Below are 26,199 nucleotides of genomic sequence, written 5' to 3'. Positions count from 1 at the left end.
CCTCCTACAGCCCGTTTCTTGAAACTTTCCACTGCCACAGATTAATGAGGAGCAAGAGAATAAATGAAATGACCAGCATGATGCAGGCAACCGCGGCTGCTCCATTATAATCATATTGTTCAAGCTTTGACATAATAATGAGTGGTGCAATCTCTGTTTTCAGCGGGATGTTTCCTGCAATAAAAACAACTGAGCCATATTCGCCCAAGGATCTCGCAAATGCCAAAGAAAATCCTGTGATCAGCGATGGCAATAGCTGTGGAAAAATCACGCTAATAAATGTGCGGCCTCTGCTGGCACCGAGTGTGGCAGAGGCTTCCTCCATTTCTTTATCTAGGCTTTTAATGACCGGCTGCACTGTCCTTACAACGAACGGTATCCCGATAAATATAAGGGCAATAATGATTCCGATCGGAGTAAAAGCCACTTTTGTATGAAACAGCTGGCCGATCCAGCCATTCGGCGCATACAGCTCCGTCAAAGCAATACCCGCCACAGCAGTAGGCAGGGCGAACGGGAGGTCAATTAAACCGTCAATCATTTTCTTTCCCGGAAAGCTGTAGCGGGTAAGTACCCAAGCTAATAACAGGCCGAATATTGCATTAAAAACAGCTGCGGCTAAGGAAGTTAACACAGTAAGACGCAGGCTCGCCAGCACCCTTGGATCTTTAATGATTTCCCATAATTCGCCCGGCCCGAGAGCAGCTGTTTTCACAAAGATCATCGATAATGGAATAATGACAATAAGACTCAGATAGGACAACGTAATTCCCATACTGATCGTAAAGCCTGGAAGTAATCGTTTTTGTCTTGTTGCAGCTGCAGGTTTAATCGTTTACTCCCCCTTTTTACCTGAGTAAATCTGATCGAATGTCCCGCCGTCACTGAAATGTGTTTCCTGAGCTTTTTTCCAGCCTCCGAATTTTTCATCATCAATCGTTACAAGATCAATATCAGGAAATGTCTTGCTATATTCTTTACGAATGTCTTCATTTCGAGGGCGGTAATAATTTTTGGCAGCTATTTTTTGCCCTTCATCGGAATATAAGTGTTCCAAATACGCTTTAGCTACTTTCTCTGTGCCTTTTCGTTTTGCCACCTTGTCAACAATGGCAACTGATGGCTCAGCAAGAATACTGCTTTCTGGATAAACGATTTCAAATTGATCTTTTCCAAGTTCATTTATAGATAAGTACGCTTCGTTTTCCCAAGCCAGCAGGACATCACCGATTCCTCGTTCTACAAACGTAGTGGTTGCCCCCCTTGCCCCTGAGTCAAGGACTTCTACATTTTGGAACAACTCTTTCATGTATTGTTTGATCTTGTTTTCGTCACCGTTATATTTCTTATCCGCATAATCCCAAGCAGCTAAGTAATTCCAGCGTGCACCTCCCGAGGTTTTCGGATTTGGCGTAATCACTGAAACATCATCACGGATTAAATCATTCCAGCTTTTGATATTCTTCGGATTGTCTTTCTTTACGAGAAACACAATTGTTGAAGTATAAGGTGATGAATTATCAGGAAGCTCCTTCTGCCACCCTTCATCAATCAAACCCGCACCTGCAATGCTATCAATATCGTAAGCAAGAGCCAGTGTTGCGACATCCGCCTCCAGTCCATCGATAATCGATCGTCCCTGTTTCCCTGAACCTCCATGAGATTGCTGAAACGTAACTGTCTGACCTGTCTCTTTTTTCCAATGATCCTGAAACTCTTTATTGTACTCCTGGTAAAGCTCTCGTGTAGGATCATAGGATACGTTAAGCAATTCTACCGGTTGATCTTTGCTCTCACTTTCAGAGGATGTATTACCCGAAGAGCATCCCGCAGCCAAAAAGATTGCAGTCAATCCGATAGTTAAAGTTTTAAAAAGTTTCATAGTATTTCCCCCTACAATTCTTATTTTTTCTGGAAAATCTTAAATTTTAACTCTTCATGAGATATATCAATAATATTCAAACTTTTCTTACCTGTCAACTCGGTTTTATAGTTTGCTTTAAATTTATGGGTATTAGGTAACAAACGAATATGATGAAAAATACCTTCCTTAAAGATAACCATGTTCCGACGTTGGTTTTCCTGCCGAAATGAATTGGACGTCCTTCTTAGTTCGTGAATGGATCAAGCAAACATTTGACGTATCCTACACAGATCGAGGTATTCAATGAACAGAAAAAACCCTAAATAAAAAGGGTTTTATAAATAATACCGGTTATTTAAACAGAGTTTCTTCATCATTTTAAAATGCAATTTATTTATATTGACAGATAAAGCTACTGTTGGCCGTTCTTCATAAGGTTTCCATCTAAATTTAGCCCAATGACACCCGCAATAATGAGCAGGATTGATAAGATTTTTATCGTGGAAAGAGGTTCTTTAAAGTAGATTATTCCAATCACAGCAATTATAGCTGTTCCAACACCAGACCAGATCGAATAGGCTACACTCACATCAATTTTTTCAAGTGATAACGTTACAAGTGTTAGACTGAGCCCGTAAAATATAAAAATTGAAAAAGATGGAATCAATTTTGTGAAACCAACAGAAAACTTCATTGACGTTGTGCCAATAATTTCAGCAAAAATACCTAAGATTAAATAAATCCAGCTCATCTACTTTTCTCCTTATACATTCATTGAACTGATAAAGAATAAATGAAACGTCAATGCTTGACTTGTCCATCAAAACGGCTGATCACCGGCAATCGTTACCCTCTCAGCTTTTCTATTATGTGGAAAATAATCAGAAACAGCATAATGCTGCGTAGCTCGATTATCCCAGAAAGCAATAGAGTTAGGCTCCCACTTAAAGCGCACTTGATATTCAGGAACGTGCGTTTGAAGAAATAAATAACGAAGAAGCTCTTCACTTTCCTGTTCTTCTAAACCTATTATTCTCGTTGTAAAAGAAGGATTAACGAATAAAAGCTTTTGTCCTGTTTCCGGATGAGTACGGACCACCGGGTGTGCAACTGCAGGGAACTCTGACTGTTTTTCACGTAATTCCTCAGGGCTCAATAAATGACTGAATGAAGGAGTAAAATCATGTAAAGCTTGCAATCCATCAATCTTCTTTTTTACTTCCTCGGGTAAGTTATCGTATGCAGCACCCATATCTGCCCACAAGGTGTCGCCACCAACGGGCGGTACATCAATTAACCGTAAAATAGATGCTTTAGCTGGTTTTTCACGAAAAGTTACATCAGCGTGCCAAATATTTTCGTGGCCGCTTTGTTTATGATTTCGAGCAAACTGAATCACATGATTTGATCGGTCTTTTGGAACTGAGTAAAAAGGATGGACTTCAAGCTCTCCCCATAAACGTCCCAATTCCAGTTGCTGGTCACTTGTAATCGGCTGATTACGGAAGAAAATAACCTTCCAATCTAGCAATGCTTGATTTAATTCATCTCTTAACTCTTCTGTTGGAGATTTTGTTAAATCCACTCCTTCAATTTCCGCACCGATAATAGGGGTTAAAGGTTTGACGCGAAAATTAGTATAGTTATACCCATTCTCAGCATTTGTTCCGCGCCGTATTATGCGTGGTCCTTCCTTATCTGTACGTCCTTCAAAATGAAGTGGTCTAGGATAATTCGTTAACTCTTTTGACATCTTTACTCACTCCTCCTTAGCTTTTTTAATGACGGAAACTAAATACGTACGCAAATCCAGAAATTCTTTCGTATTTTTCAACTCTGAATTCGATTGATTTTGCTTTATTAATGGATTCGCAATATCAATCGCTATCCTTCCAGGTGCAGGATACATAACCAAAATTCTCGTTCCAAGAAGAAGCGCCTCTTCGACATCATGCGTAATAAAAAATATACTTTTCTTTGTTTTTTTCCAAATGGTCAATAGATGATTTTGCATTGTTTCTTTCGTTAATGTATCAAGTGCACTAAATGGCTCATCCATTAAAATAGCTTTAGGTTCTGCAGCTAATGTTCTAGCAATGGCAGCTCGCTGTTTCATCCCTCCTGAAAGCTGGTGGGGAAGTAGATCTGCAGATGATTCAAGTTGGACAAGTTGTAAGTAATGAGCAATAATTCGTTCTTTATCCTTTTTTGACATACCTTTCATTTTTAAACCAAAGCCTACATTGTTTTGAATCGTTAACCATGGAAATAAATTTGGGTGTTGAAAAACAACCCCAATGTCAGCATTCGGTTTTGAATATTTTTCTCCATTTATAAACCTTTGACCGGTTGTTGGTTTCTGAAAGCCTGCTAGAATATTTAATAATGTTGATTTTCCGCATCCCGATGGTCCGAGAATGCAGACAAACTCATCTTGGTGCAAATCTAAATTGATATTTCCCAATACAGGTTGTACTGCTCGATTTGATGAAAACTGTAGAGAGATTTCTTTTAATTCAATTACTTTTCTTTTCAGATGATTGACTTCATTTTCATGTGGAGAAGTTGTTGCTGTGACTCCGCTCATATCTTCACCATCCGTTTCACTTTATTCATGAATTTCTTTCAATAGTGATTTTTGATATACTTCTAAATCGGGTGCACTTGAAATGGATTTTTGTTCTACAAGAAAATCGGCTGTTTCTTTTAACGTTTCAGCTAAGGGTCCTGAGAAGTATTCTTTTTGCTGAGATGCGTCAAGCCAGATAAGTTGTTTCATTGTTTTTAAACTTTCCTCTGGCGACAATCCAAGTTCTTTCGAAAGCAAATCAGCAGATTCTTTCGGCTTATCACGATAATATTTAACCGCCTCATCCAATACGCTTACGTAGTCCTTGACAACTTCCGGATATTTCTTAGCAAAATCATTATGCACGTAACCTAGTTCTGCAGTTAACACTCCTTTTTCTGCAAGCTCTTTTGAGTTCACAATGACCTTTCCTTTGTCTTGATTTAATTTTTCCAGCATTGGCTGCCATAAATAGGCTCCATCGATTTCTCCACGCTGCCATGCGGCATAAATATCAGGCGGGGTCATGTCTAAAATCGTAATGTTTTCTTTTACAGGATCAAGTCCTTCTTCTTTCAATGCACCAAGCAAACTATAATGAGAAGTAGAACTGAAAGTTGTTGCAATTTTCTTCCCCTTCAAATCATGTAATGACTGAATTCCGGTATCATCCTTTACGACAAGAGCTTCACTCTCTCCAATTATGTCGTGCAAGTTATACACACTGTACGGGAGTTTATTCGCAATACCAATAGAGGTTGGCGGTGTTCCAACAGTTCCAAAGTTAATGCTTCCGCTTGCGATCGCATTATTAACATCACGTCCAGCATCAAACTTCACCCATTCAACCTTGGTGTCGGGATATTTTTTTTCAAGCAGTCCGAGCGCCTTTGCAAGCAACTCTCCGCTTGGTGATGCTTGATATCCAATAACAATTTTTTCTGGTACATTTTCGGATGAAGATGTTGATTTATTTTCTGACGCTGAATTAGATGAAACTTGATTTGAACAAGCCGCACTAACTGTAAAAGCTAACAGGATGATTAACAAAACATTTCTTTTTAATAGGTTCATTTTATATTCCTTCTTTTCTATTTATTTTCCTACCCATGAAAAACGACTACGCTGATAAAGACGAATCAAACTGTCTAAGATAATCGCAATCGCCCCCATTAGGATGATGCCCGCAAAAACAATGTCACTTCGTAAGTATTTACTCGCATCAAGAACCATCCAGCCAATTCCACTTGTTGCCGCAACCATTTCAGCCGCAACAAGTGTTGCATACGTTATACCAATGGCTGTCCGTAATCCTGTAATAATATCAGGCAGACAAGAGGGCAAGATGATATGCCATAATACTTTGCTTTTTGTTCCCCCAAGAGAAAGCGCCGCATTGATACGATCACTAGGTAATTTTTGGACACTTGATACTATGGTGATAAATAATGGTGCAAAAGCGCTTAAAAACAATAAAGCAATTTTTGACTTATCGTCGATACCAAGCCATAATACTAGAATTGCATAATATGCAAGTGGCGGCAGAGGACGATAAAATTCAATAATCGGATCAAAAACAGCACGTATATATTTTGAATATCCGCATAATAGCCCTAGTGGGACAGCTATTAAGAATGCAAGAAACAGCGCGGAAAAGAGACGATACATACTATTAGAAATATGAGAAAGCAGCGAAGCTCCTTTATACCCTTGTGTGAAAAGTTCAATAAATGAAGCCCATACAGCCTGTGGTGTAGGAATAAAAAATGGATCTACCCACTTCAAATTTGTAATGATTGTCCACACAATGAATAAAATGATTACACTGGCTAAGGAAATGCCTTTCACTATCAAATTGTGCTTTCCATACGTATGACTGTTCTCCATTTGACATCTTCCTTTATAAATAAAATTTAGGGTTCGCTGGAGGGATATACCAGACCCCATTTCCGGAGGGAGCCCCACCAATAACTAAAATATCCGCCTTTAGAAGCAGGTCATAGTATTGATTCACTAACCTTCGTATTGTTAAGCAAGAAAAACACTCCTTCTAAGAGAAAATAAAAAAGACTCTTATCAATTTACGTCTTTACGTAAGATAAGAGTCTCTGGTTATCCAGTCGACCATTTATTTGGATTTGGAAGAAATTAAAGAAAACTTTTCTTATAAATCAATATTTATTCTTATTTAGCAAGAAATGATTTTTCTCTGTCTTGTCAATTTGTGTAATCTATTCATCGTTAACGGTGATTAACACTGAACCATACTAGCAGACTAAAAATATAAGAAATCTTGACTTCATCCACAATTGCCACTTTTCTACCACTACAGTCATAAATACAAACTAAATTAAGAGGTTCAATTTGGCTTTGCAGTCCGGACTGCACTTGCTAAGCGGAAAGATATCGATAAATTCTGCCATTATAATATCCATAGTTTCCTTACCTGTCAAGTATGAATTAGCGAACCTTGTTGATACACATTGAGAAAAAATTGATCAGTGCAGTTTTTTCAATGTTTATTTTTACAGTTATAGATAATTTTTCAATATCCTCTGATTGACTCTCACTAACAAGTTCTTCCATCATCCCTATGCCAATCTCTACCCCAACAATTCATAAATTTTATTTTGATGAACAAAACAAAGAAGGTTTTATTACAATATAATTCCGCCCTATTTAATAGGTTTTGATCATTCATTACTCTCTTTATAATTAAATTGATATAATTATTATATCGTATTTTATTTATAAATAATACACTTTATATTTTTTCAATATAATTTAAACATAAACTGATATTCTTTCAAAAGTAAAATCCCATTAAAATTTTATAGAAAAGAAACCCTTGACATTTTTTAATTATAACAATATATTTGTAAACAAATCTAACCAATAACTTAATATTAATTTTTTCTTATCCAGAGAGACTGAGGGACAGGCCCAATGAAGTCTCGGCAACGGGTTTATGACACCGTGCCAATTCCTGCAAATGCTTCTGCATTGGAAGATGAGAATGAGGTAGCTTATTTCCGAGAGCCCCACTATTTTCTTCTGAATAAGAAAATAGTGGGGCTTTTTGTTCTAATTTTTTTAAGGAGTGTGTGCATTGATTGAATTTAAGCAAGTAGCAAAAACTTTCACATTAGGAAAAAGGGAAATTCACGCAGTAAAAGACGTTACTCTCTCTATTTCTCAAGGTGAAATTTTTGGAATTATAGGTTTTAGTGGCGCTGGAAAAAGCACACTATTGAGACTTGTTAATATGTTGGAGAATCCCACTAACGGTTCTATTACGGTTCAGGGAGAGGACATATCTAGCCTTTCCCAAAAAGAGATTCGAAGTCTCCGCAGACGAATTGGCATGATTTTTCAAAACTTTAATTTATTTTCCTCTCGGACAGTAGCTGGAAATATAGCTTATCCTCTTAAACTTGCTGGGTTCCCCAAAAAGGAAATAAAGGCTAGAGTTACAGAGCTGCTGCAGTTTGTAGGCTTAACTGATAAAGCAAATGATTATCCGGAGCAGTTATCTGGCGGGCAGAAACAGAGGGTAGGAATAGCGCGCGCCCTTGCCACCTCTCCAGATATCCTAATTTGTGATGAAGCTACATCTGCTTTAGACCCAGATACAACAGGAGAAATTCTCCGCCTTTTAAAAAGGGTCAATAAGAGTTTAGGGATCACTATTTTGCTCATTACACATGAGATGCATGTAATTCAATCCATCTGTGATAGGGTTGCTGTGATGGAAAATGGCACAGTTGTTGAAACAGGATCAGTTTTTGATACCTTCACAAAACCACAGCATTTGACAACTAAACGGTTTATTCAATCTGTTCAGCAGGATCGTCCTTCTGAAGTATTACTATCTCAATGGAAGGAAAATGGAGGGAAAAATTTATATCGGATTGTTTTCAGCGGCGAATTAACAAACAATCCCGTTCTATCCCAGATTACAAGAAAACATGATATAGACATAAATATTATTTATGGATCTATCAAAGAGCTTCAAGAAAAATTTTACGGAAACTTATTGGTATCATTTGAAGGGCATCAAGCAGCTATCGACAATGTAATTTCCGAGTTAAAAGAAACCGTTGAAATAGAGGAGGTGATCATTTAATGAGAGTGGACTGGACAACATTTTGGCCAAGGATAGTGGAATCAACAGGAGAAACGATTCTAATGGTAATTGCGACTTTAATATTTGGTTCCATTCTTGGCATCATCATTGGTTTATTGCTTTTTATCACTAGAAAAGGAAATATATTAGAAAATAAAATTTTATTTCAGGCATTGAACATTTTAATTAATATCATTAGGCCTATTCCTTTTATTATTTTTCTTGTTGCTATTAGCCCTCTAACTCGCTCCATTATTGGGACAACTATCGGAACTTGGGCAGCCATTTTCCCAATGACCATCGCAGCATCTTTTGGTATAGCAAGAATTGTGGAGAATAATTTAATCAGCATTGATCCTGGCGTAATTGAAGCAGCAAAGGCAATGGGAGCAAACCCTCTTCAAATTATCTTTACTGTATTAATTCCTGAAGCTTTAGGGCCTCTTATCCTTGGATTAACTTTTGTAACCATCGGTTTAATAGATTTTTCTGCCATGGCCGGAACAGTCGGAGGCGGTGGATTAGGTCATGTTGCCATGACTTATGGCTACCAACGTTTTGATGGCAGCGTCATGCTGGTTACCGTTGTCATATTAATTTTGCTTGTCCAGCTAGCGCAATGGATCGGGAATACATTGTCTCGAAAAATAATGCGCAGATAAAGTGAAACTTCAATCTGACCGTTAATGCGGGATAAAAACCAAACAGAATAAAGGAGATTGTTAAAATGAAAAAAATAACACTATTATTTTTATTATTATTGGCAGTATGGGTGCTTGCTGCTTGCGGCAATGACTCAGCATCAGGCGGCTCCAATAAAACTATTAAAGTAAAAATCGGGGTTACTGGTACAGATGGAGAAGTGTGGCCCACTTTAAAAGAAAAAGCTAAAAAAGAAGGAATAGAAATTGAGCTTATTGAGTTTTCTGACTACACCCTTCCTAATCAAGCATTAGCTAATAAAGAAATTGATATTAACTCTTTCCAGCACATCGCTTTTCTGAGCCAATTCACAAAAGAAAACAATGCTGATTTAGTGCCTATCGGCGCAACTGTCATTGCACCTATGGGGATCTACTCCGAGAAAATAAAAGATATTAATGATATCAAAAATGGACAAAGAATTGCTATTCCTGATGATCCTTCTAACCAAGCTCGTGCATTAAAGCTCCTTGAATCAGCTGGGTTAATCAAATTAGCGGATGATTTTGGACTTTTCGGCGATCCATCAAAAATAGTTGAAAATCCAAAAAATCTAGATATCTTTCCCGTTGTGGCACAACAAACACCACGTGTTCTTCCAGATGTTGCTGCATCCGTCATTAACAATGGTGTTGCAGGACAAGCCGGATTAGACCCTGTAAAAGATCCGATTTTTCTAGAAGACGCTAGTGATAAAAATGCTCTTCCTTATGTCAACGTATTTGCTGCACGTGCAGAAGATGAAAATAATAAAACCTATCAACGAATTGTTGAGTTATATCATGAAGCAGATGTGATAAAAGCCGTTGAGGCAGATACAAATGGTGGATCTATTGTTGTAGACACTTCAAAAGAGGATTTAATAAAACAATTTAAAGACCTATAAGAGGGGGATTATCATGAGCGAAACATTGACTGGCATAGAATTGATTACAAATTCTATCAATGAAAATAAAGAGCTATATATACAAACAAGCCAAGCTATTCACGCAAAACCTGAAATTGGGAACCAAGAGTTTTTTGCAAGTAAAACACATGTAAACATTCTTACAAATGCTGGTTTTACAGTAGATACTGCAGTAGCAGGACACGAAACATCCTTTTATGCTGTAAAAGACAGTGGAATTTCAGGTCCAACCATCGCTTTTCTTGCAGAATATGATGCTTTGCCAGGGTTAGGGCATGCATGCGGCCACAACATCATTGGGACAACTAGCGTTGCTGCTGGAATTGCCCTTTCTCAAACACTTGCAGAAACAGGCGGACGTGTTGTTGTGTTAGGAACACCAGCTGAAGAAGGCGGTCCTAACGGAAGTGCAAAAGGCAGCTTTGTTAAACATGGCTATTTAAAAGACGTTGATGTCGCATTAATGATACATCCATCCGGAAAAACCTCTTTAACTAGCGGATCCCTTGCAGTTGATCCACTTGATTTTCATTTTTATGGAAAGGCTGCTCATGCAGCTGGTTCCCCCGAGAAGGGAATTAATGCCTTAGATGCCGTTATCCAGCTATTTAATGGCATTAATGCACTTCGCCAACAGCTCCCTGATGATATTCGTATTCATGGAATTATTACACATGGCGGCGATGCGCCAAATATTATTCCTGAATACGCAGCGGCTCGTTTCTATATCCGAGCAGAATCTTGGAAAAAAACAGAAGAAGTTTCTGCTAAAGTCCGCTCCGTTGCAGAAGGAGCTGCACTTGCAACTGGTACGACTGTAAAAATAGAAAGATTCCAAAATGAAGTAAAAGATCTAATACTAAATCCAGTATTAGACGAAATTTTACATAAAGAATTAGAGTCAGTAGGAGAAACGGTCAATTTAGAAAAGTCTACTGGTAAAGGCTCAACAGATGCCGGTAATATTAGCTATGAAGTGCCTACTGCGCACCCCTATATAAGAATTGGCCCTGATGACTTAATTGCACACACAAACGATTTCAGAGAAGCCGCAAAGTCTGAACTTGGTAATCAAGCACTAATCAAAGGTGCCAAAGCTCTCGCAAGAGCCGGCTACCGCCTTTTAACAGATCCATCATTATTGCATCGTGTAAATAAAGCATTCGATCTTGCTAAAAATGAGAAAAGTTGATTAGTAACATAACCATTAGCAGATTCACCTTTATAACACAATTGATAGTATTTTATTACTTTTCATCAATAATACTAGGATTATATATGGTAATAGTTATTCAACTCTCCACATCCTAAAACAAGAGAAATCCTGGTCTTTTTAAAAAAGATCAGGATTGTCGCTTTTTAGTTTTTTATAGGCATTGATAAAATCATCGGGAGCTTCCTTTATTAAATATGAACGTACTCCTCTTGATGTATGCAGATAAAGAAATCCGAAATTTCCTTTTTTTCGATAGGAAACATCCCAAACAGATTCTAAAGGATACTTGTCAGCTTTAACAGCAATACCATCTTCAAATAGATTAATATCAAAAGAAGATTCAACCGTTCGTTTTTCAACCCAGCCGATTTCCTGGCGAACTTCGAAACAACGGTGACTAGCAAGTATTTTCATCTGCTGCTGCCTCCTTTATGTATCTCATCATCAGCTGTCCGATTCTCTTGATTATTTTGAGACCAGTCTCCCTATCCTTCCATCCTTTCGTCAGCATCGCAATGTATACGAGTCGTTCCTTGTGCTTTAGAATTGCTACATCGTGGTCAATTCCAGGCAGGTCTCCTGTTTTGTTATACAGCTCTATATTCGGACCTACAGGTTGGTTTATCAGCTTGTGAAATTGCTGACCTGACAGCATACTCAGCATTTCTTCTCTATTTAATTCCGTAAAAATAGAATTTTTTTCGGCAATCAGCTTTAAACACCCGACCATATCACGTGCAGTTGTTTCATTTTCTATTCCCGCTTTCATTGCTTGCGTATCCATGAAATGCCGCCTTAGAAAGCTATTTGAGCATCCAACACTGTTTACAAAGGATTGGATATTCTTCATACCAATAAGATCAATCAATAGATTGGAAGCCGTATTGTCGGAAACCGTTATCATAAGTGCCATCAGATTTCTAACCGATAGCTGCTCCACTCCACGAAAACTCTTTAAAACGCCTGAACCGCCGACTCGATCTTGATCCGTTACTTCTATTTTTGTTTCCAAATTGAGCAGATTTACATTAGACTGGCGAAATCCTTCAAGCAAAATTGGAAGCTTAATCACACTTGCAGCTGCCATTCGCTGATTGTCATTGATATTGATTTCACCATCATCTGTACAGATGCAAAGAGAGACGTTTTTCTCGTAAGAACCGATAATGTGGCCAACTTCTGGTTTTGCCTCGGTTAAGTTCATTGATCGGAGCTCCCATCTATTTTGAAAAAGGCTGCTGCCCAATGGAGAGCGTAACAGCCTTATTTTCTTAAACTTAATCCCAATGCTCTTTTATAAATTCATCACGGCCGGATTTTTTTCGATCAAGCTTATACTCATCCGGATTTTTTTTGTGAAAGTCTTGATGGTAATCCTCAGCCGGGTAAAAAGGCGCTGCAGGTAGAATATCTGTCACAATTGGCTTTTTAAATATCCCGCTCTGTTCTAATTTTTTCTTAGATTCAATAGCTTGTTCCATCTGGAGTTCATTATGGTAAAAAATCGCTGTACGATACTGCGGCCCGCGGTCGTGAAATTGCCCCTCCACGTCTGTCGGATCAATCTGCTGCCAATATAGCTCCAACAGCTTTTCATATGGAAAAATATCCGGTTCAAATGTAATTTGAACCACTTCCCTATGACCTGTGGTTCCTGTTTTTATGTCTTCATAGCTAGGGTTTTCAGTTTCGCCGCCCGCATATCCTGATACAATTCCTTCAATTCCAGGTAATTCGTCAAACGGCGTCACCATGCACCAAAAGCAGCCGCCAGCAAATGTTGCTTTCTCCATTAAAACTTCCTCCACTTTCTCATTATTATGAAGAAGTGTACCATAAACGAAGACGTTCGCCTATTGAAAAGCAGTAATGCTTCGGAAAACAAGATTTAATTCAAAGTTTACAGTTTATATGGAATAAATCTTTAGCCAATGAAGTGTGTAAAATGTTTTTGACACCTTCTTTGGTATATTTTATCATATAGGTGTAAAAGATTTTTTACACCTGAGTGTAGAGGCGGTATATGAAATGGAAAATAGAATTAAGGAATACAGAGAGAAAAATAGTCTTTCACAAGGCAAATTAGCAGAACTATGTAATGTAAGCAGGCAAACGATTAACGCGATTGAGAACAACAAATATGATCCAAGTTTACAGTTAGCATTTGATATTGCCAAAAAGTTAGGAATCACAATGGAAGAATTATTTATACATTATGAAAACGGAGGGAAAAGGAATGAATAAATCAAAAAAAGTCATCCCTGTAATAGCCTTTGCTGTATTTTGTACGTTAGCTGGATTTACCTTATACAAGTGGGTGAGCTTCGGGACTATAGATGGAGGTTCTGTTTTCTTAAGTCTACTTTCCTTTTCACAATTTTTTAATTGGCTTAATTGGAGTAACCGTGAAGGCAATGGAGAGAAAGACGAATTAGACAGACATATTGAAACCCAGAGTGCAAAGATAGGGTATTTTGTGTTAATGATTTTGGCAGGTTTAGTTCTGTTCATTTCTGAAGGTGTATCTAATTTTAATGATATTAAGAATTATCCTTTGCTTACTGTGGTTGGTCTTACATTTGTTACACTTCCGATTACAGAGTACATATATTCAAAGAAGTATAAATAATAGCGCTTCACTAAAGGTCATAAACTAAATGGAGCACTTTAATAGAGTAAGATTCAGGTTCAATTTTAATATATTAAGAGCGCGTTTTGATCAATTTTTCCAAAACACGCTCTTTTCTTTTGTTCAAGGAATTCTAAAGCTACAATAAAAGGGATTAGCTTTTTCTCTTTCTACGCTCTTCTTTTATGAAAAGGAACAAACTTTTCACTGGCTTTGAAGTTGTAGATTGGCTTGATAAAACCTGCAATCTCCGCTGTTTCTTCAATTTTCTCTAATATTTCATTTAATGGCTTGTAGGCCATTGGTGCTTCGTCCAATGTTTCTTTAGATACTGAGGTGGTCCAAATATCTCTCATTGTACTTTGAAATTCGTTCATGCTTAAGGTTTTCATCGCCTGTCTGCGGCTCAATATACGACCAGCACCATGTGGCGCAGAATAATTCCACTCTTCATTGCCTTTACCGACAGCCAGGATCGACCCATCTCTCATGTTAATAGGAATAATGAGCCGTTCACCCTTTTGAGCAGACACTGCTCCTTTTCGCAAAATCATTTGATCCGTATCAATATAATTATGAACCGTATCAAAGCGATCAAGCTCCACAAAGCCCATATTCTCTATGATCGCTCTGGCAATTTCTTCTCGATTTGCTTTAGCATAGTTTTGCGCCAATTTCATGTCATGAATGTAATTATGAAAATACTCACCTTCTAAATACGCTAAATCATCAGGAATAATCGGATTTTTCTCATTATAGTTTTTTATCGCTGCTTCGATTTCATTGTACCTGCCCTCTGCTTTTAATTGTTTAATCAGAGTGGACACATCCCGTTTACGCAGGTTTGAGATGGCTGTCTTTTGATAATAATTAGCAATCTTTTCACCTACATATCTGCTGCCTGTATGGATTGTTAAATAGTGAAAGCCTTCGGTATCGGCAGACACTTCGATAAAAATGATTGCCGCCTCCAAGTGTACCTAAGCTATGCACGCTTTTCTCTTGACTCAATACGTGATTCGCTTTAAATAGTTCAGGTGCCGGAAAGCTCGTGCTTATGTAAGATACAGTCTGATCTGAGTGAACGTCCTGTCCGCTTGGAACGAATGTACGAATGACTTTGTCCAATCTGTCAAAATCGATGTCCTTTTCTTTAAGCTTGACCGTTAAAACACCGCAGCCGACGTCTACACCTACTAAATTAGGTACGACCTTATCCTTCAGCTGGATGGTAGTCCCTATCACACACCCTTTGCCTGCATGATAGTCTGGCATAATGCTAATTTTCGTGCCCTTTAAAAAAGGTTGATTGCATAGTTCTTGAATTTGCTCAATCGCAGCATCCTGAGGATGATTTGAAAATACTCTCGCTTCTGTTTGCGTCCCTGTGATTTTTATCACTTTAATTCTCTCCTTCTAGAGTATAGGTGTTTATTTCTTTCTATAATTTAAAAATAGCTACTTGGAACATTTAACTATTAAATATATAAATCTATACACTTGGTTAGTACTAAAATACCGAAAAAACTATGCAGACATTATAATATTCTACTCAAATTCGGATTAGTCACATGTTATCCTCACATTTTCGCTCTACTATGCCATCATTACTATATTATAGTAAATCACACTGTAAAATGGAAAATATTTAAGTGGAAGTTTAAAAAATTTATATTTGGTATGACAGTTTTGATACAACTCACTTCTTTCGAATGTCGGGAAGCTGCATTACATGCTTGCAGCAGGGAAACAGCAGCAAAAATGCAGAGGCAAACCGTTGTTTCTATGCAATTCCATGGCCTATCCGTGCAATTTTACCACGTACCTGCGCCCATGCAATCCCATGGCACTTTTAGTAAATTCCCCTTATATAAAACCTACCAATTGAGCTTGCAGGTAAATTGATATATGATATAGCTTGAAAAAGATTGCAAAGTTTATATAGAAAAAGAGTGATGACAAAATGAATCCTAGTGATTTGACATATAAAATGCCTCCAGAGTGGGCACAGCATGAGCGTACGTTAATTTCCTGGCCCATTCAGGATTCAATGATTTACCCGGATGATTACGATAACGTCTGTAAAGGGTATACTGAACTGATTCAAGCCATCTCCGAGTTTGAACCTGTTACTGTGATTGTGAATCCAGGCGACGAAGAAGCAGTCGCTTCACGCTTTTCTGCTGAAAACATAGAAATACTGGCGATTCCTCATAATGACGCCTGGCTGAGAGATAACGGTCCAACATTTATTATCAATAAAAATAACGAGCTTGCCGGGATTAATTGGGGATTTAATGCATGGGGCGGAAAATACGAGCCATGGGATCTTGATGACCAAGTGGCGCCAGAGCTATTAAAGCATTTTGGCACAAAAAAATTCGATGCGCCTCTCGTTTTGGAAGGCGGGAGCATTCATGTCGACGGCGATGGCACTTTGCTTACGACGAAGGAATGTCTTCTAAATCCGAATCGCAATCCAGACTTAACAAAAGAAGAGATTGAATCGATTGTAAAAAAGCATGTAAATATCGAAAAAGTCATTTGGTTAAATCGCGGACTTATCGGAGATGAAACGGACGGTCACGTAGATAATGTCGCCTGCTTCGCCGCTCCAGGAAAGGTGCTTATTCAGGTTTGTGACGACCAATCGGATGAAAACTATGAAATCAGCCAGGAAAATTTAGCGATATTACGAAATGCAACTGATGCTAAAGGCAGAACGATCGAAATCATACCGATACAGCAGCCTCCTGCCCGTCACTATAATGGAAAAAGATTAACTCTGAGCTATTTAAATTTTTACTTTGTTAACGGAGGGATCATCCTTCCTGTTTTCGGCGGTGATGCTTTAGAATATGACAAAATGGCGGAAGAAGCGCTGCAAAATGTATTTCCGGACTATAGAATTCGTAAGATCGATGGAATGGCCGTTGTAAAAGAAGGCGGGAATGTCCATTGCACAACGCAGCAAATGCCAGCTGTATCTACTAGAAATGGAGAGGGATAACATGAGAAAGGTTAAAGTTGCAGCCACTCAAATGAGCTGCTCACCGAATATCGATGAAAATATAAGCAAGGCCGAAATACTCGTACGCAAAGCAGCTGAGCAAGGAGCTCAAGTCATCCTGCTGCAAGAGCTGTTTGAGACACCATATTTCTGCCAGAAAGAAAAACCAGAGTATTATGCTTACGCGACAGAGCTTGAACATAACAAAGCCGTCAATTATTTTAAAGAAATTGCCAGGGAGCTTGAAGTCGTTCTTCCGATCAGCTATTACGAAAAGAAAAACAATGCGCGCTATAACTCGATCGCGATGATAGACGCAGATGGAAAAGTGCTTGGCACCTATCGAAAAAGCCATATTCCGGACGGTCCTGGGTATGAAGAAAAGTACTATTTTAATCCTGGAGATACCGGCTTTAAAGTATGGGACACGCGTTATGGCAAAATCGGCGTAGGTGTTTGCTGGGATCAATGGTTCCCTGAAGCAGCGCGCGCGATGGCCTTAATGGGAGCCGAATTATTGCTTTACCCGACAGCCATCGGTTCAGAGCCTGAGGATTCGCAGGTCGACAGCAAGGATCACTGGCAGGCTTGCATGCTTGGGCATGCAGCATCAAACCTTGTGCCGGTTATTGCTTCTAACCGTATCGGGGTTGAAAGTGATGATGATTCTACGATTACATTCTACGGCTCCTCCTTTATCGCCGGGCCTCAAGGCAATAAGATCAAAGAAGCCGGGAGGACGGAGGAAAGTATTCTAATCGCCGAATTTGATTTGAATCAGCTTGAATATCAACGAACTGAATGGGGAATCTTTCGTGACCGCCGGCCGGAATTATATAAAACAATCACCTCATCTGATGGGGAATTGAATGTGTGAAGAAATGGGGAGAAGTTCTCTCCTTTTTTGTTATCAAGGTTTCTTTCATAATGGATTCAGGTTACCAAAAAACTATTATGACACATCGCTCCATGGGTTTAGGATACGAAAAAAACTGCCATTAGATAGATGGCAGTTTACGGCGATTATTTAAGATCTTATTGAAACTCATAATCTTTATTTGACTTGGCAAACGGATTAGGATGCCTATCTAGCAGCTCTGGCTGATATTTGATTTTCCCACGGGTTTCAGAGGTGATTCGTTCACCGCTTTCAAAGAAATCGTAGCTCCATGGCAAGTTTTTGATGGCGCTTCTCCCCATCTCATCCCATTCATTTTTATATTCATCAAGTAAAGAGAATAAAGGATGGGTCTTATTCGTCGGAAACCAATCATTTATTACCCGCTCTAAAAAGATTCCTATGCCTGAGAAATGGATCAAACGTAAATATTTATCCTTTACTCTGTAAGCTCCGCCGATATTATTTATTTGCTTTCTTTCGGGTTCGTGTAAGTTCCATCCCGCTAAATTATAACCATGATGTCTGAGGATGTGTACATCAAAGTATGCCGGAGCCAGATTCAGCCATTTTTGATCAACGAATAGTCCCTGCTCCTCATCAATATAGTTTTTCACTGACAATCTGCTTGTCATCCAATTAAGAAATTTCTCTCCATCTTCTGTTCTCTTTACTGCAAAAAAACCGCCATTAAATGTGCCGTCCTTCAAAAAGTGTTCCCAAGGGTCCGGATCGACACGATGGGGTGTGAGTACAATTGAGTTATTTTCAAATCCGCTCATTACTTCTACAAAAGGACCATACACTTTCATATCTGAGTCAAGATAAACAAAATACTTTTCATTCGGATATTTTTTCATAGCATAGATCATAGTGTAATATTTCAAAATACACGAAAATTCAAGTGCGCTGTGCTTGAACGCCAGTTTATCAAAATTTGGAATGCCCATATTCTTGGCAAGCACCACTTCATCGAAGTATTCAAAACCTTTGAGAAGGGTGGATCTTCTTAGGTCTGCAGCCTGGCCTTCCGGCGTATCTGAAGTCGCGGATGCATTAGTATCAAAGGGATGCAATTCTTTTTCAATCAAACATGTCACAATCTTGGCATCCGGCATATAAGTTTTAGCCGACCTTGCCATAACCTTAGCTTTGTATAAATGGCCCGCACTGGTCGTAGTAATTATGATCATTTTGTTTTCTTTTCGCATAGATGCTTTATATGCGGAAAAGAACGAACCTCCCTTACTTATTATTTATTTGTAAAAGACTGCTGTTTGATTCTGCAAAAAGATCCTCATAGGAATCATATGCCTCTGGATTTATTCTATATTTGAACCTTACTTCCCGTGATATTCTTTCACCGCTTTGATAGAAATTGTAGCTCCAGTTATTTTTATCCGATCCATACCCTTGAATTTCGCCATCTTGTCGCCAGCTCTCCAAATTAGAATAATTGATAATTCGTAAAGGCTGCCCAAGTACATGCGTTGCTCCATCCTTATCCGTTACCATCATTCTTTCATGAAGATTCCAAGCAGCAACGTTATAACCAGGGTGTTTTAAAACACGGATATCGAAGCCTCCCATCGCCAGATTTAAGAATTTTTTATCGAGTTCCTGGCTCTTGTAAGGATCTTCATAAAATTGATTGAGCCGATCTGCAAACCACTCAATAAACTTTGTCGAATTCTCCGTTCGTTTGATAGCGATAAAACCGCTATGGAATGTCCCCTCGTTTAACAATTGATGCTCCCGTTCAATATCCTTAGAAGGGTATAATTGATGAGGTGTCAGCAAGACAGAGTGGTTCTTAAGTTCTTCAAACATCTCGGGACACTTATTAACGACCTTCATCTCTGAGTCAAGATATAAAAAATAATCTTCTTCGGTATAAATATATAGAAGGTCTTTTAACAACTGACCTTTAATCGCACTGACTCCTTCTATCACGTTATATTTGAAGATGATCCTGTCAAATTTGGGCCACTGGAAACCTAATTCGTTTGCAAGCAAAACCTTGTCAAAGTGTTTAAACCCCTCTGCTGCAGGATCCATGAATTTTTCAACAAGGCAGATCACTACCTTGCTCTCTGGTAAATGATCTTTTACCGACGTTGCCATTACCTTCGCTTTCGGTATATCAGCAGAAGTGACGACTGAACAAACAATCATATAGGACCTCTCCTTTTAAGAGTTAATGAACTTTTTGATTCCTTCCTCAAGTGAAGTTTTCGCTCTCCAACCGGGTAAAAGCTCCCCTTGATTCCACAGAACCATAGCTTCTCTTTCCCTATATGGACGGGCTCCCCACTCAATTTGCAATTTATTCCCGGATGCCTTTTCATAAACAGCCACTAATTCCTTCAGACGAAGAGGGTTCTCGGAGGATACAGCATAAACCTCGTTTTTCCCTGCATGTTCTAAAACAAACCGCTCGACCGCCATTTCATATGCATCAACCACATCATCAATATATAGAATATCGATAAATTGTTCACCAGGAGACATTGCCAAAGGCTTTTGTTCTACAGCCGATTTGTGCAGCAGGTTCATAATTTTCGACCTAGGATCATTGGGGCCAAAGTTATCAAATAATTTTAAGGTGATCACTTGTAGGGGAGTGGCTTCTGTATAATATTGCAAGATGTCTGAAAATGCCTGCTTAGTGGATGCATACAGACAGCTGGGACTGTATGGCTTATTTTCATAATGTTGAGAGTAGGTGCCGGTAGCAATCAGATGGTTTACCCCATTTGCCACCATTGCTTCTGCAAGGTGCGTTCCGAAAAGCACGTTGCTTCGAATCATAGGTTCGATATCCTTTGGTTCATAATGAACAAATGAAAATGCAGCTAAGTGTACTACGATGTCAGGCTTGGAGGCCTTTACGATGTCAAATAACCCCTCCATTGTACCGTCATGCTCGTATACCGTTACAGACTGTTCAATAGAATGAATCGGTGCCAAGCTCGAATTCGGACGCACAAGAATATGGACCGACCACCCTCTTTCCACAAAACGACGTGCGACATGGGAGCCAACAAAACCTGTGGCCCCAGTCACTAACACCGTAAGCTGCGTCGTCTTATTTTCTGTCATGGTGTGATCACCTCATGTAAACCGTTGAATTCGTCTATCTGATTCAAGCACACTTTCAGGACATCTTGATTCTCTCTATAAGCTTTCGTCCACTCCACAACCTTTGCAATTCTTTGCTCGATATCCCATCGCGGCTGCCATCCTAACTCCACTCTAGCCTTGGAATTGTCAAGCTTTAGAAAATGGTCCTCATGGAGGTTGGATAAATTCTCAACCTTGTATCCTGCGTCTTCTCCCCATAAAGAACACATTTTTTTCACGACCCATTCCACAGGCTTAGCATCAATGTCATCCGGCCCGAAATTCCATGATTCCCCGTAGTCTGGACCAGCTTCGTATAGCTTTTGTGCCAACATTAAATATCCGCTTAACGGCTCTAATACGTGCTGCCATGGCCTCGTCGAATTTGGATTTCGAATGATGATTTCATCGTGGTTTAACAGAGCCTTTATACAATCCGGGATTAGGCGATGAAGTGACCAATCTCCCCCGCCGATTACATTTCCTGCTCTTGCCGATGCAATGCATACCCCGTGGGACTCAAAATTTTCTGGATTAAAAAATGAATTTCGGTAAGAAGAGGTAACAAGTTCAGAACAAGCTTTACTATTGGAATATGGGTCATAGCCTCCTAAACGATCACTTTCCCGATAACTCCATACCCAGTTGTTATTTTCATAGCACTTATCGGTGGTGACATTAATCACTGCTTTAATCTCTTTTCCGTTTTGTACAGCAACCCTTACAGCTTCAAGAAGATTTACTGTCCCCATCACGTTCGTCTGGTAGGTTTTTACTGGGTGGTAATAGGCTTCTCTAACTAAAGGCTGAGCAGCCATATGAATTACGATTTCTGGATCGGCTTGCAGGAGAGCCTCACGCAATTTGTCTTCATCTCTGATATCTCCAATATGGGATGTGATTAACTCATCAAGATTACAAAGATGATATAAGCTTGGATTAACATCAGGCTCCAATGCATAACCTGTAACCTTTGCACCGAGAGAAGAAAGCCATAAACATAACCAAGAACCCTTAAAACCTGTATGACCAGTCACAAATACACGTTTATCTTTCCAAAATGCTGAGTCCATCAATTTCCGTCATTCCTCCTCCATGGAGCTTCGCCAGACTTCCAAATCTTCTCCAGGTAGTTTTTATCACGCAACGTATCCATCGGCTGCCAAAATCCAGTATGCTTAAATGCCTTAAGCTGTCCATCTCGTGCAAGGTTGACTAATGGTTCATTCTCCAGAACTGTTCGATCATCTTTTATATACTCTAAAACCTCGGGTTGCATGACAAAAAATCCTCCATTAATCCAATTTCCATCCCCTTGCGGCTTCTCCTGAAATCCCGTAACTGATCCGTTTTCATCAGAAATATCTAGAGCTCCAAACCTTCCAGCGGGCTGTACAGCGGTCACAGTCGCTAATTTTCCATGGCTCTTATGGAACTCGACTAATTCCTTGATATTAATATCCGCTACACCATCACCGTAAGTGAGCAAGAACGGCTCTCCATCCAAATAATCTTTTACTCTCTTCACTCTGCCCCCGGTCAACGAATTCAGTCCTGTGTCTACCAAGGTCACCCTCCAAGGTTCTACCGAATGCTGGTTAATGTCCACTTTGTTGTCATTATGAAAATCAAATGTAACATGGGACTGAGACAACGAATAATTGGCAAAATACTCTTTGATCTTGTTGCCCTTGTATCCCAAGCAGATAACAAAATCATTAAATCCAAAGTGAGAATAGATCTTCATAATATGCCAAAGGATGGGTTTTTCTCCGATCTCGATTAACGGCTTTGGTTTGAGATGTGATTCCTCACTGATCCTCGTTCCAAATCCCCCCGCTAAAATTACTACCTTCATTCTACTTATCCTCCTCAGAATTTGGAATCTGACATTTTGTGTCAGTAATGTTGATTATCTACTTTAAGAAGCGTTATCTCTTAGAACAGTTGGTTCTGCCTCTTCCACGGATAACTAATCGAATGGTAGATCATCAACTGAATGGCTGGTCATAAATTCTGGTTAATTAACACGATTGCTTTTATGTATATGTACTAGTGGATTACTTGCTTGTTTGAAATGCCTATATTGCAAATTTATCGTGAGTGGGCTTTTGTACGATTCACAATCATGGGGGATTCCCCATAAAATAATGAGAATAAAAATGAGAATTTTCTTAAGGGGAGAGGGAAGTAGTATGGATAACAATCCTAATACTGAACATAAAACGGAAGAGATCACGACTGCTTTTGAATGCCAGTTTTGTGAGAATAAGTTTCAACAGTTCATTCCATGGTCCGATAAATCAGAATATTCCGATGCGACTTTAGAAGTGTGGAACAAGAATACTGCCATTTGTCCCCATTGTTTTTCAATGGACCGAGAAAGAATGTACCGATTGTATATCGAAGAGAAAACAGATCTCAAAAAAGGCCTCAACCGTATTCTTCATATTGGGCTTGAACCAAGTTTGCGAAATTGGCTCAAAGACATGTCAAATGTAGAATATTCGGGAGGATATGTGACTTCTGAATCCGGCAGCCGAAAACTCGATTTGACAAACTTGGACTATCCAGACGAAACATTCGATGTAATCATCTGCAGTCATGTACTAGAACGTGTCCCGGATGATGAAAAGGCTATGAAAGAACTGCATCGTGTTCTGAGAAATGATGGCTGGGCCATAATGCAGGCTCCGATTGCTCTCCATGCTAATAACAGCAATAAAAGTACAGTTAAAATTTATCGAAGAAAAGACTTCGTGAAAAAATTGGAAAAGTCCGGATTTACAGTTGTGCCAATTAATTTAGTCCAAACGTTTGGGGACAGCAGACTGTTGGATATATTTAGATACGGTTTATCCGCAAACGATATACTCTACACAGTAATTAAAAACAACATTGCAAATAAGAGCGGAGGTACTAAATCTGCACCTGGTATTTACAGTACTGCAGGTAAACCTGCACCTGGCATTAACAGTACTACAAGTGAACCTGCCAAACTTGGGTTTTTCCAGAAAACCATGTTATCAATTCGTAAAGCATGGCAAAAACTTTGGGAGTAAAGTATGAACGATTATTTCAAAATCTGGGGGCGACAATTTGGATACTAAAACTATTTCAAACAATAAATCGGAATGCTACAACTTTTGCACGCTTACGGGAAAGGACTATGTCGTAAGAGTTATTGCCTTACACCATTCTTTACAAAGACATGCGGCACATTTTAAGCTGTGGATTTGCTGTATAGATGATGTTAGTTACAATTTGTTATTAAGAATGGACCTCCAGGATGTTGTGGTGTTTCGATTAGACGCTTTTTCAGATGAACGTGTGCATCAAATGAGAAATGAACGGAATGTTGCTGAGTTTTGTTGGACGCTCAAATCGATTTTAATTGAACATTTGCTGACAGAGAATAATATCGATTCAATTATTTATTGTGACGGGGATATTTACTTTTTTTCCGATCCAAAGGATATATTTGATGATTGGGGAGAGAGCTCTGTTTATCTCTGCCCCCAACGGGATTATGCTTACGTGGAACAGACGTATGGAAAATACCAGGCAGGATTGATTGGATTTAAAAACGATCAGTACGGGTTGGAAGGCTTGAGATGGTGGAAGGAAAGATGTCTGGAGTGGTGCTCTGCTCAACCGGATGGAGAACGTTTCGGCGATCAAAAATATCTGGATACGTTGGCTGTAGCTTTCCAAAATATAAAGGTATCCACTCATATCGGGGTAGACGCTGCCCCGTGGAATTGCGTTTATGGTGATAATTACTTTCACATTCACGTAATAGATAATCAGGTTTATCTCAATAACTCGAAGCTGGTCGCCTTTCACTTTTCGAGTATATCCATGTTTAGCGAGGATGACTTTGATCTGTGGACAATTACACCTTTACACATAAGTGACGTTATTATGTATCATATTTACGTGCCATATTTGACAAAGATAAGGGAAGTCATGAAGGAAGTTAAAGAGATTGACGAGAATACTTGGCTTGCAACACTAGCCCCCTATTACGGAGGAGATCAGGTCAAGAATTACTATCGTTATCCATCATATTAGATTAATAACTTGATATCACTTAAAGATTGGACGTGTGAAGTTAGAATGAAATCATCGGATCCGTTCTTCTATTTCGCTACAATCATCAGTAAAGACTATTTGATCAAAGGTTTATCATTCTATGATTCCCTTAGAAATCAGACGCAGAATTTCCATGTCTGGATTTGCTGCATGGATGATGCCAGCTATGATACATTAAGCAAAATGGAGCTTGAGCAAGCGACTCTCATCCACCTTGCTGATATTGAGAATGAAGAGCTTCGACAAGTGAAAAGCGGCAGAAAGCTTAACGAATACTGTTGGACAATCAAAGCTCCATTGTGTATTTATGTGCTGGAGCATTATAAAGAAATCGACCATATCATTTATTGCGACGCCGATATGTACTTCTTTTTAGACCCTAAACCAATTCATACAGAGTGGGGCAGTCACCCCGCTTTTTTGTGCAGACAACGAGGCAGCCATGAATTGGAACGTCTTCATGGCTCATACCAGGCCGGTTTAATTGGCTTTAAAAGAAACGAGCAAGGAATGACAATTCTGCATTGGTGGAACGACCGGTGTATCGAAAAGTGCTTTGATGTTTATGAAGAAACGAGCTGGGGAGATCAAAAATATTTAGATCGCATCCCTCACCTTTTCCCTTCTGTTAAAATACTCGAGCATATAGGGATCAATGCGGCTCCATGGAACCTAGTGATGAACAATAGTCATAAGGTTTGGAAAAAGGATGGCAGAGTTTATTTAGATGATTCCGAACTAGTTGCGTATCATTTCGGGAGTATGCTTATCCTGAATGAACTTGAATTTGAATTATGGAAATTAGAGATTTTGCCATTTAGCGAAGAAGTTCGCAGCTTGATATATATGCCATACATTAAGAGCCTTAGGGAAAGCGGTAATAAATTAATGAAAAAAATAAATGTGGATGAGTCGTTATTATATGCTGCTCCGCCAAGTGACTATTCCGTAAAAAATTCACTTAAGTTATAGAAAAAGCGGTGCAGAGCATGTTCGATTTTGCCATGATTCTTTAATAACATGTTCAGTCGACTAAAAAAGCCAATGCATTTTATGAGCA

Annotated in this window: 26 protein-coding genes, 1 pseudogene and 1 riboswitch; of the genes and pseudogenes, 11 read left to right on the top strand and 16 right to left on the bottom strand. The window is 39.1% G+C overall.

Features of this window, described 5'->3' with window-relative positions; all coding sequences use genetic code 11:
• Positions 1 to 4 precede the first annotated feature (4 nt).
• From cysT to AM592_RS20835, 7 genes are all read right to left on the bottom strand, one after another.
• Positions 5 to 832, bottom strand: a complete 828-nt coding sequence (gene cysT, locus AM592_RS20865; protein ID WP_082364266.1) for a sulfate ABC transporter permease subunit CysT — start codon at positions 830 to 832, stop codon at positions 5 to 7.
• Positions 833 to 835: 3 nt separating this feature from the next.
• A complete protein-coding gene (locus tag AM592_RS20860) occupies positions 836 to 1,882 on the bottom strand; it encodes a sulfate ABC transporter substrate-binding protein (RefSeq protein WP_053605552.1) in 1,047 nt (348 codons plus the stop codon).
• A gap of 394 nt (positions 1,883 to 2,276) precedes the next feature.
• Positions 2,277 to 2,615, bottom strand: coding sequence for a DMT family transporter (locus AM592_RS20855; RefSeq protein ID WP_053605551.1), 339 nt, complete (start codon positions 2,613 to 2,615; stop codon positions 2,277 to 2,279).
• A gap of 69 nt (positions 2,616 to 2,684) precedes the next feature.
• Complete coding sequence (locus tag AM592_RS20850; RefSeq protein WP_053605550.1) at positions 2,685 to 3,617, bottom strand: TauD/TfdA dioxygenase family protein; 933 nt, start codon at positions 3,615 to 3,617, stop codon at positions 2,685 to 2,687.
• 6 nt (positions 3,618 to 3,623) lie between these two features.
• Entirely contained in the window at positions 3,624 to 4,451 is an 828-nt protein-coding gene (locus AM592_RS20845) for an ABC transporter ATP-binding protein (protein ID WP_082364263.1), read from the bottom strand.
• 21 nt (positions 4,452 to 4,472) lie between these two features.
• Complete coding sequence (locus AM592_RS20840; protein WP_053605549.1) at positions 4,473 to 5,507, bottom strand: taurine ABC transporter substrate-binding protein; 1,035 nt, start codon at positions 5,505 to 5,507, stop codon at positions 4,473 to 4,475.
• 21 nt (positions 5,508 to 5,528) lie between these two features.
• Positions 5,529 to 6,320, bottom strand: coding sequence for an ABC transporter permease (locus tag AM592_RS20835; protein ID WP_053605548.1), 792 nt, complete (start codon positions 6,318 to 6,320; stop codon positions 5,529 to 5,531).
• A 1,027-nt stretch (positions 6,321 to 7,347) separates the two neighbouring features.
• A riboswitch (SAM riboswitch) is annotated at positions 7,348 to 7,450 on the top strand.
• Between the two features lie 92 nt (positions 7,451 to 7,542).
• Here AM592_RS20835 and AM592_RS20830 point away from each other — a divergent pair.
• The 4 genes from AM592_RS20830 (at position 7,543) to AM592_RS20815 (ending at position 11,360) form a co-directional block, all read left to right on the top strand.
• Positions 7,543 to 8,559, top strand: coding sequence for a methionine ABC transporter ATP-binding protein (locus AM592_RS20830; RefSeq protein ID WP_053605547.1), 1,017 nt, complete (start codon positions 7,543 to 7,545; stop codon positions 8,557 to 8,559).
• Positions 8,559 to 9,221 (top strand): methionine ABC transporter permease, encoded by a 663-nt coding sequence (locus AM592_RS20825; RefSeq protein ID WP_053605546.1) that lies wholly within the window; start codon positions 8,559 to 8,561, stop codon positions 9,219 to 9,221. The genes AM592_RS20830 and AM592_RS20825 overlap by 1 nt, the downstream gene beginning before the upstream one ends.
• A 65-nt stretch (positions 9,222 to 9,286) precedes the next feature.
• Entirely contained in the window at positions 9,287 to 10,147 is an 861-nt protein-coding gene (locus AM592_RS20820) for a MetQ/NlpA family ABC transporter substrate-binding protein (protein WP_053605545.1), read from the top strand.
• Positions 10,148 to 10,160: 13 nt separating this feature from the next.
• Entirely contained in the window at positions 10,161 to 11,360 is a 1,200-nt protein-coding gene (locus AM592_RS20815; RefSeq protein ID WP_053605544.1) for a M20 family metallopeptidase, read from the top strand.
• Between the two features lie 141 nt (positions 11,361 to 11,501).
• Here the strand turns inward: AM592_RS20815 and AM592_RS20810 are convergent, their stop codons facing one another.
• From AM592_RS20810 to msrA, 3 genes are all read right to left on the bottom strand, one after another.
• Positions 11,502 to 11,798: a hypothetical protein gene (locus tag AM592_RS20810; RefSeq protein ID WP_053605543.1), complete on the bottom strand. Its 297-nt coding sequence runs from the start codon at positions 11,796 to 11,798 to the stop codon at positions 11,502 to 11,504.
• On the bottom strand, positions 11,782 to 12,588 hold the full coding sequence (locus AM592_RS20805) for a serine hydrolase (protein ID WP_053605542.1): 807 nt from the start codon (positions 12,586 to 12,588) through the stop codon (positions 11,782 to 11,784). Before AM592_RS20805 ends, AM592_RS20810 begins: the two co-directional genes overlap by 17 nt.
• A 73-nt stretch (positions 12,589 to 12,661) precedes the next feature.
• Positions 12,662 to 13,177 (bottom strand): peptide-methionine (S)-S-oxide reductase MsrA, encoded by a 516-nt coding sequence (msrA, locus tag AM592_RS20800; RefSeq protein WP_053605541.1) that lies wholly within the window; start codon positions 13,175 to 13,177, stop codon positions 12,662 to 12,664.
• 235 nt (positions 13,178 to 13,412) lie between these two features.
• On the opposite strand from msrA, the gene AM592_RS20795 reads away from it, so the two are divergent.
• Together AM592_RS20795 and AM592_RS20790 are read left to right on the top strand one after the other, a co-directional pair.
• Complete coding sequence (locus tag AM592_RS20795; protein ID WP_053605540.1) at positions 13,413 to 13,628, top strand: helix-turn-helix transcriptional regulator; 216 nt, start codon at positions 13,413 to 13,415, stop codon at positions 13,626 to 13,628.
• Positions 13,621 to 14,013, top strand: a complete 393-nt coding sequence (locus AM592_RS20790; protein ID WP_053605539.1) for a DUF2178 domain-containing protein — start codon at positions 13,621 to 13,623, stop codon at positions 14,011 to 14,013. The genes AM592_RS20795 and AM592_RS20790 overlap by 8 nt, the downstream gene beginning before the upstream one ends.
• Before the next feature lie 170 nt (positions 14,014 to 14,183).
• Here AM592_RS20790 and AM592_RS20785 read toward each other — a convergent pair.
• Positions 14,184 to 15,414, bottom strand: a pseudogene (locus AM592_RS20785) (RtcB family protein).
• Positions 15,415 to 15,976: 562 nt separating this feature from the next.
• On the opposite strand from AM592_RS20785, the gene AM592_RS20780 reads away from it, so the two are divergent.
• Both AM592_RS20780 and aguB read left to right on the top strand, forming a co-directional pair.
• Positions 15,977 to 17,023, top strand: coding sequence for an agmatine deiminase family protein (locus AM592_RS20780; RefSeq protein WP_053605538.1), 1,047 nt, complete (start codon positions 15,977 to 15,979; stop codon positions 17,021 to 17,023).
• 1 nt (position 17,024) lies between these two features.
• Positions 17,025 to 17,900, top strand: a complete 876-nt coding sequence (gene aguB / locus AM592_RS20775) for an N-carbamoylputrescine amidase (RefSeq protein ID WP_053605537.1) — start codon at positions 17,025 to 17,027, stop codon at positions 17,898 to 17,900.
• Between the two features lie 158 nt (positions 17,901 to 18,058).
• On the opposite strand, the gene AM592_RS20770 is transcribed toward aguB, so the two are convergent.
• Genes AM592_RS20770 through rfbF form a run of 5 tightly spaced genes read right to left on the bottom strand, consistent with a single transcriptional unit; the run spans position 18,059 to position 22,902 of the window.
• Positions 18,059 to 19,114, bottom strand: a complete 1,056-nt coding sequence (locus AM592_RS20770) for a hypothetical protein (protein WP_148564356.1) — start codon at positions 19,112 to 19,114, stop codon at positions 18,059 to 18,061.
• Between the two features lie 52 nt (positions 19,115 to 19,166).
• Positions 19,167 to 20,096, bottom strand: a complete 930-nt coding sequence (locus AM592_RS20765; protein ID WP_053605535.1) for a hypothetical protein — start codon at positions 20,094 to 20,096, stop codon at positions 19,167 to 19,169.
• A 15-nt stretch (positions 20,097 to 20,111) separates the two neighbouring features.
• Complete coding sequence (locus AM592_RS20760; RefSeq protein ID WP_053605534.1) at positions 20,112 to 21,023, bottom strand: NAD-dependent epimerase/dehydratase family protein; 912 nt, start codon at positions 21,021 to 21,023, stop codon at positions 20,112 to 20,114.
• Positions 21,020 to 22,117 (bottom strand): CDP-glucose 4,6-dehydratase, encoded by a 1,098-nt coding sequence (rfbG, locus tag AM592_RS20755; RefSeq protein WP_211086209.1) that lies wholly within the window; start codon positions 22,115 to 22,117, stop codon positions 21,020 to 21,022. The genes AM592_RS20760 and rfbG overlap by 4 nt, the downstream gene beginning before the upstream one ends.
• A complete protein-coding gene (gene rfbF, locus AM592_RS20750; protein WP_053605532.1) occupies positions 22,117 to 22,902 on the bottom strand; it encodes a glucose-1-phosphate cytidylyltransferase in 786 nt (261 codons plus the stop codon). Before rfbF ends, rfbG begins: the two co-directional genes overlap by 1 nt.
• A 337-nt stretch (positions 22,903 to 23,239) precedes the next feature.
• Between rfbF and AM592_RS20745 the strand changes: the two genes are divergently transcribed.
• From AM592_RS20745 to AM592_RS20735, 3 genes are read left to right on the top strand one after another with little or no spacing between them, the layout of a single operon-like run.
• Complete coding sequence (locus tag AM592_RS20745; RefSeq protein WP_053605531.1) at positions 23,240 to 24,106, top strand: class I SAM-dependent methyltransferase; 867 nt, start codon at positions 23,240 to 23,242, stop codon at positions 24,104 to 24,106.
• 37 nt (positions 24,107 to 24,143) lie between these two features.
• Positions 24,144 to 25,118: a glycosyltransferase family protein gene (locus AM592_RS20740; RefSeq protein WP_053605530.1), complete on the top strand. Its 975-nt coding sequence runs from the start codon at positions 24,144 to 24,146 to the stop codon at positions 25,116 to 25,118.
• 45 nt (positions 25,119 to 25,163) lie between these two features.
• Positions 25,164 to 26,111: a hypothetical protein gene (locus AM592_RS20735; RefSeq protein WP_148564355.1), complete on the top strand. Its 948-nt coding sequence runs from the start codon at positions 25,164 to 25,166 to the stop codon at positions 26,109 to 26,111.
• Positions 26,112 to 26,199: the final 88 nt, after the last annotated feature.

This window comes from Bacillus gobiensis (genome assembly GCF_001278705.1).
Taxonomy (GTDB): domain Bacteria; phylum Bacillota; class Bacilli; order Bacillales; family Bacillaceae; genus Bacillus; species Bacillus gobiensis.
Note: the sequence above shows the minus strand (reverse complement) of the source record. Positions and strands in the feature narration are given on the sequence as shown.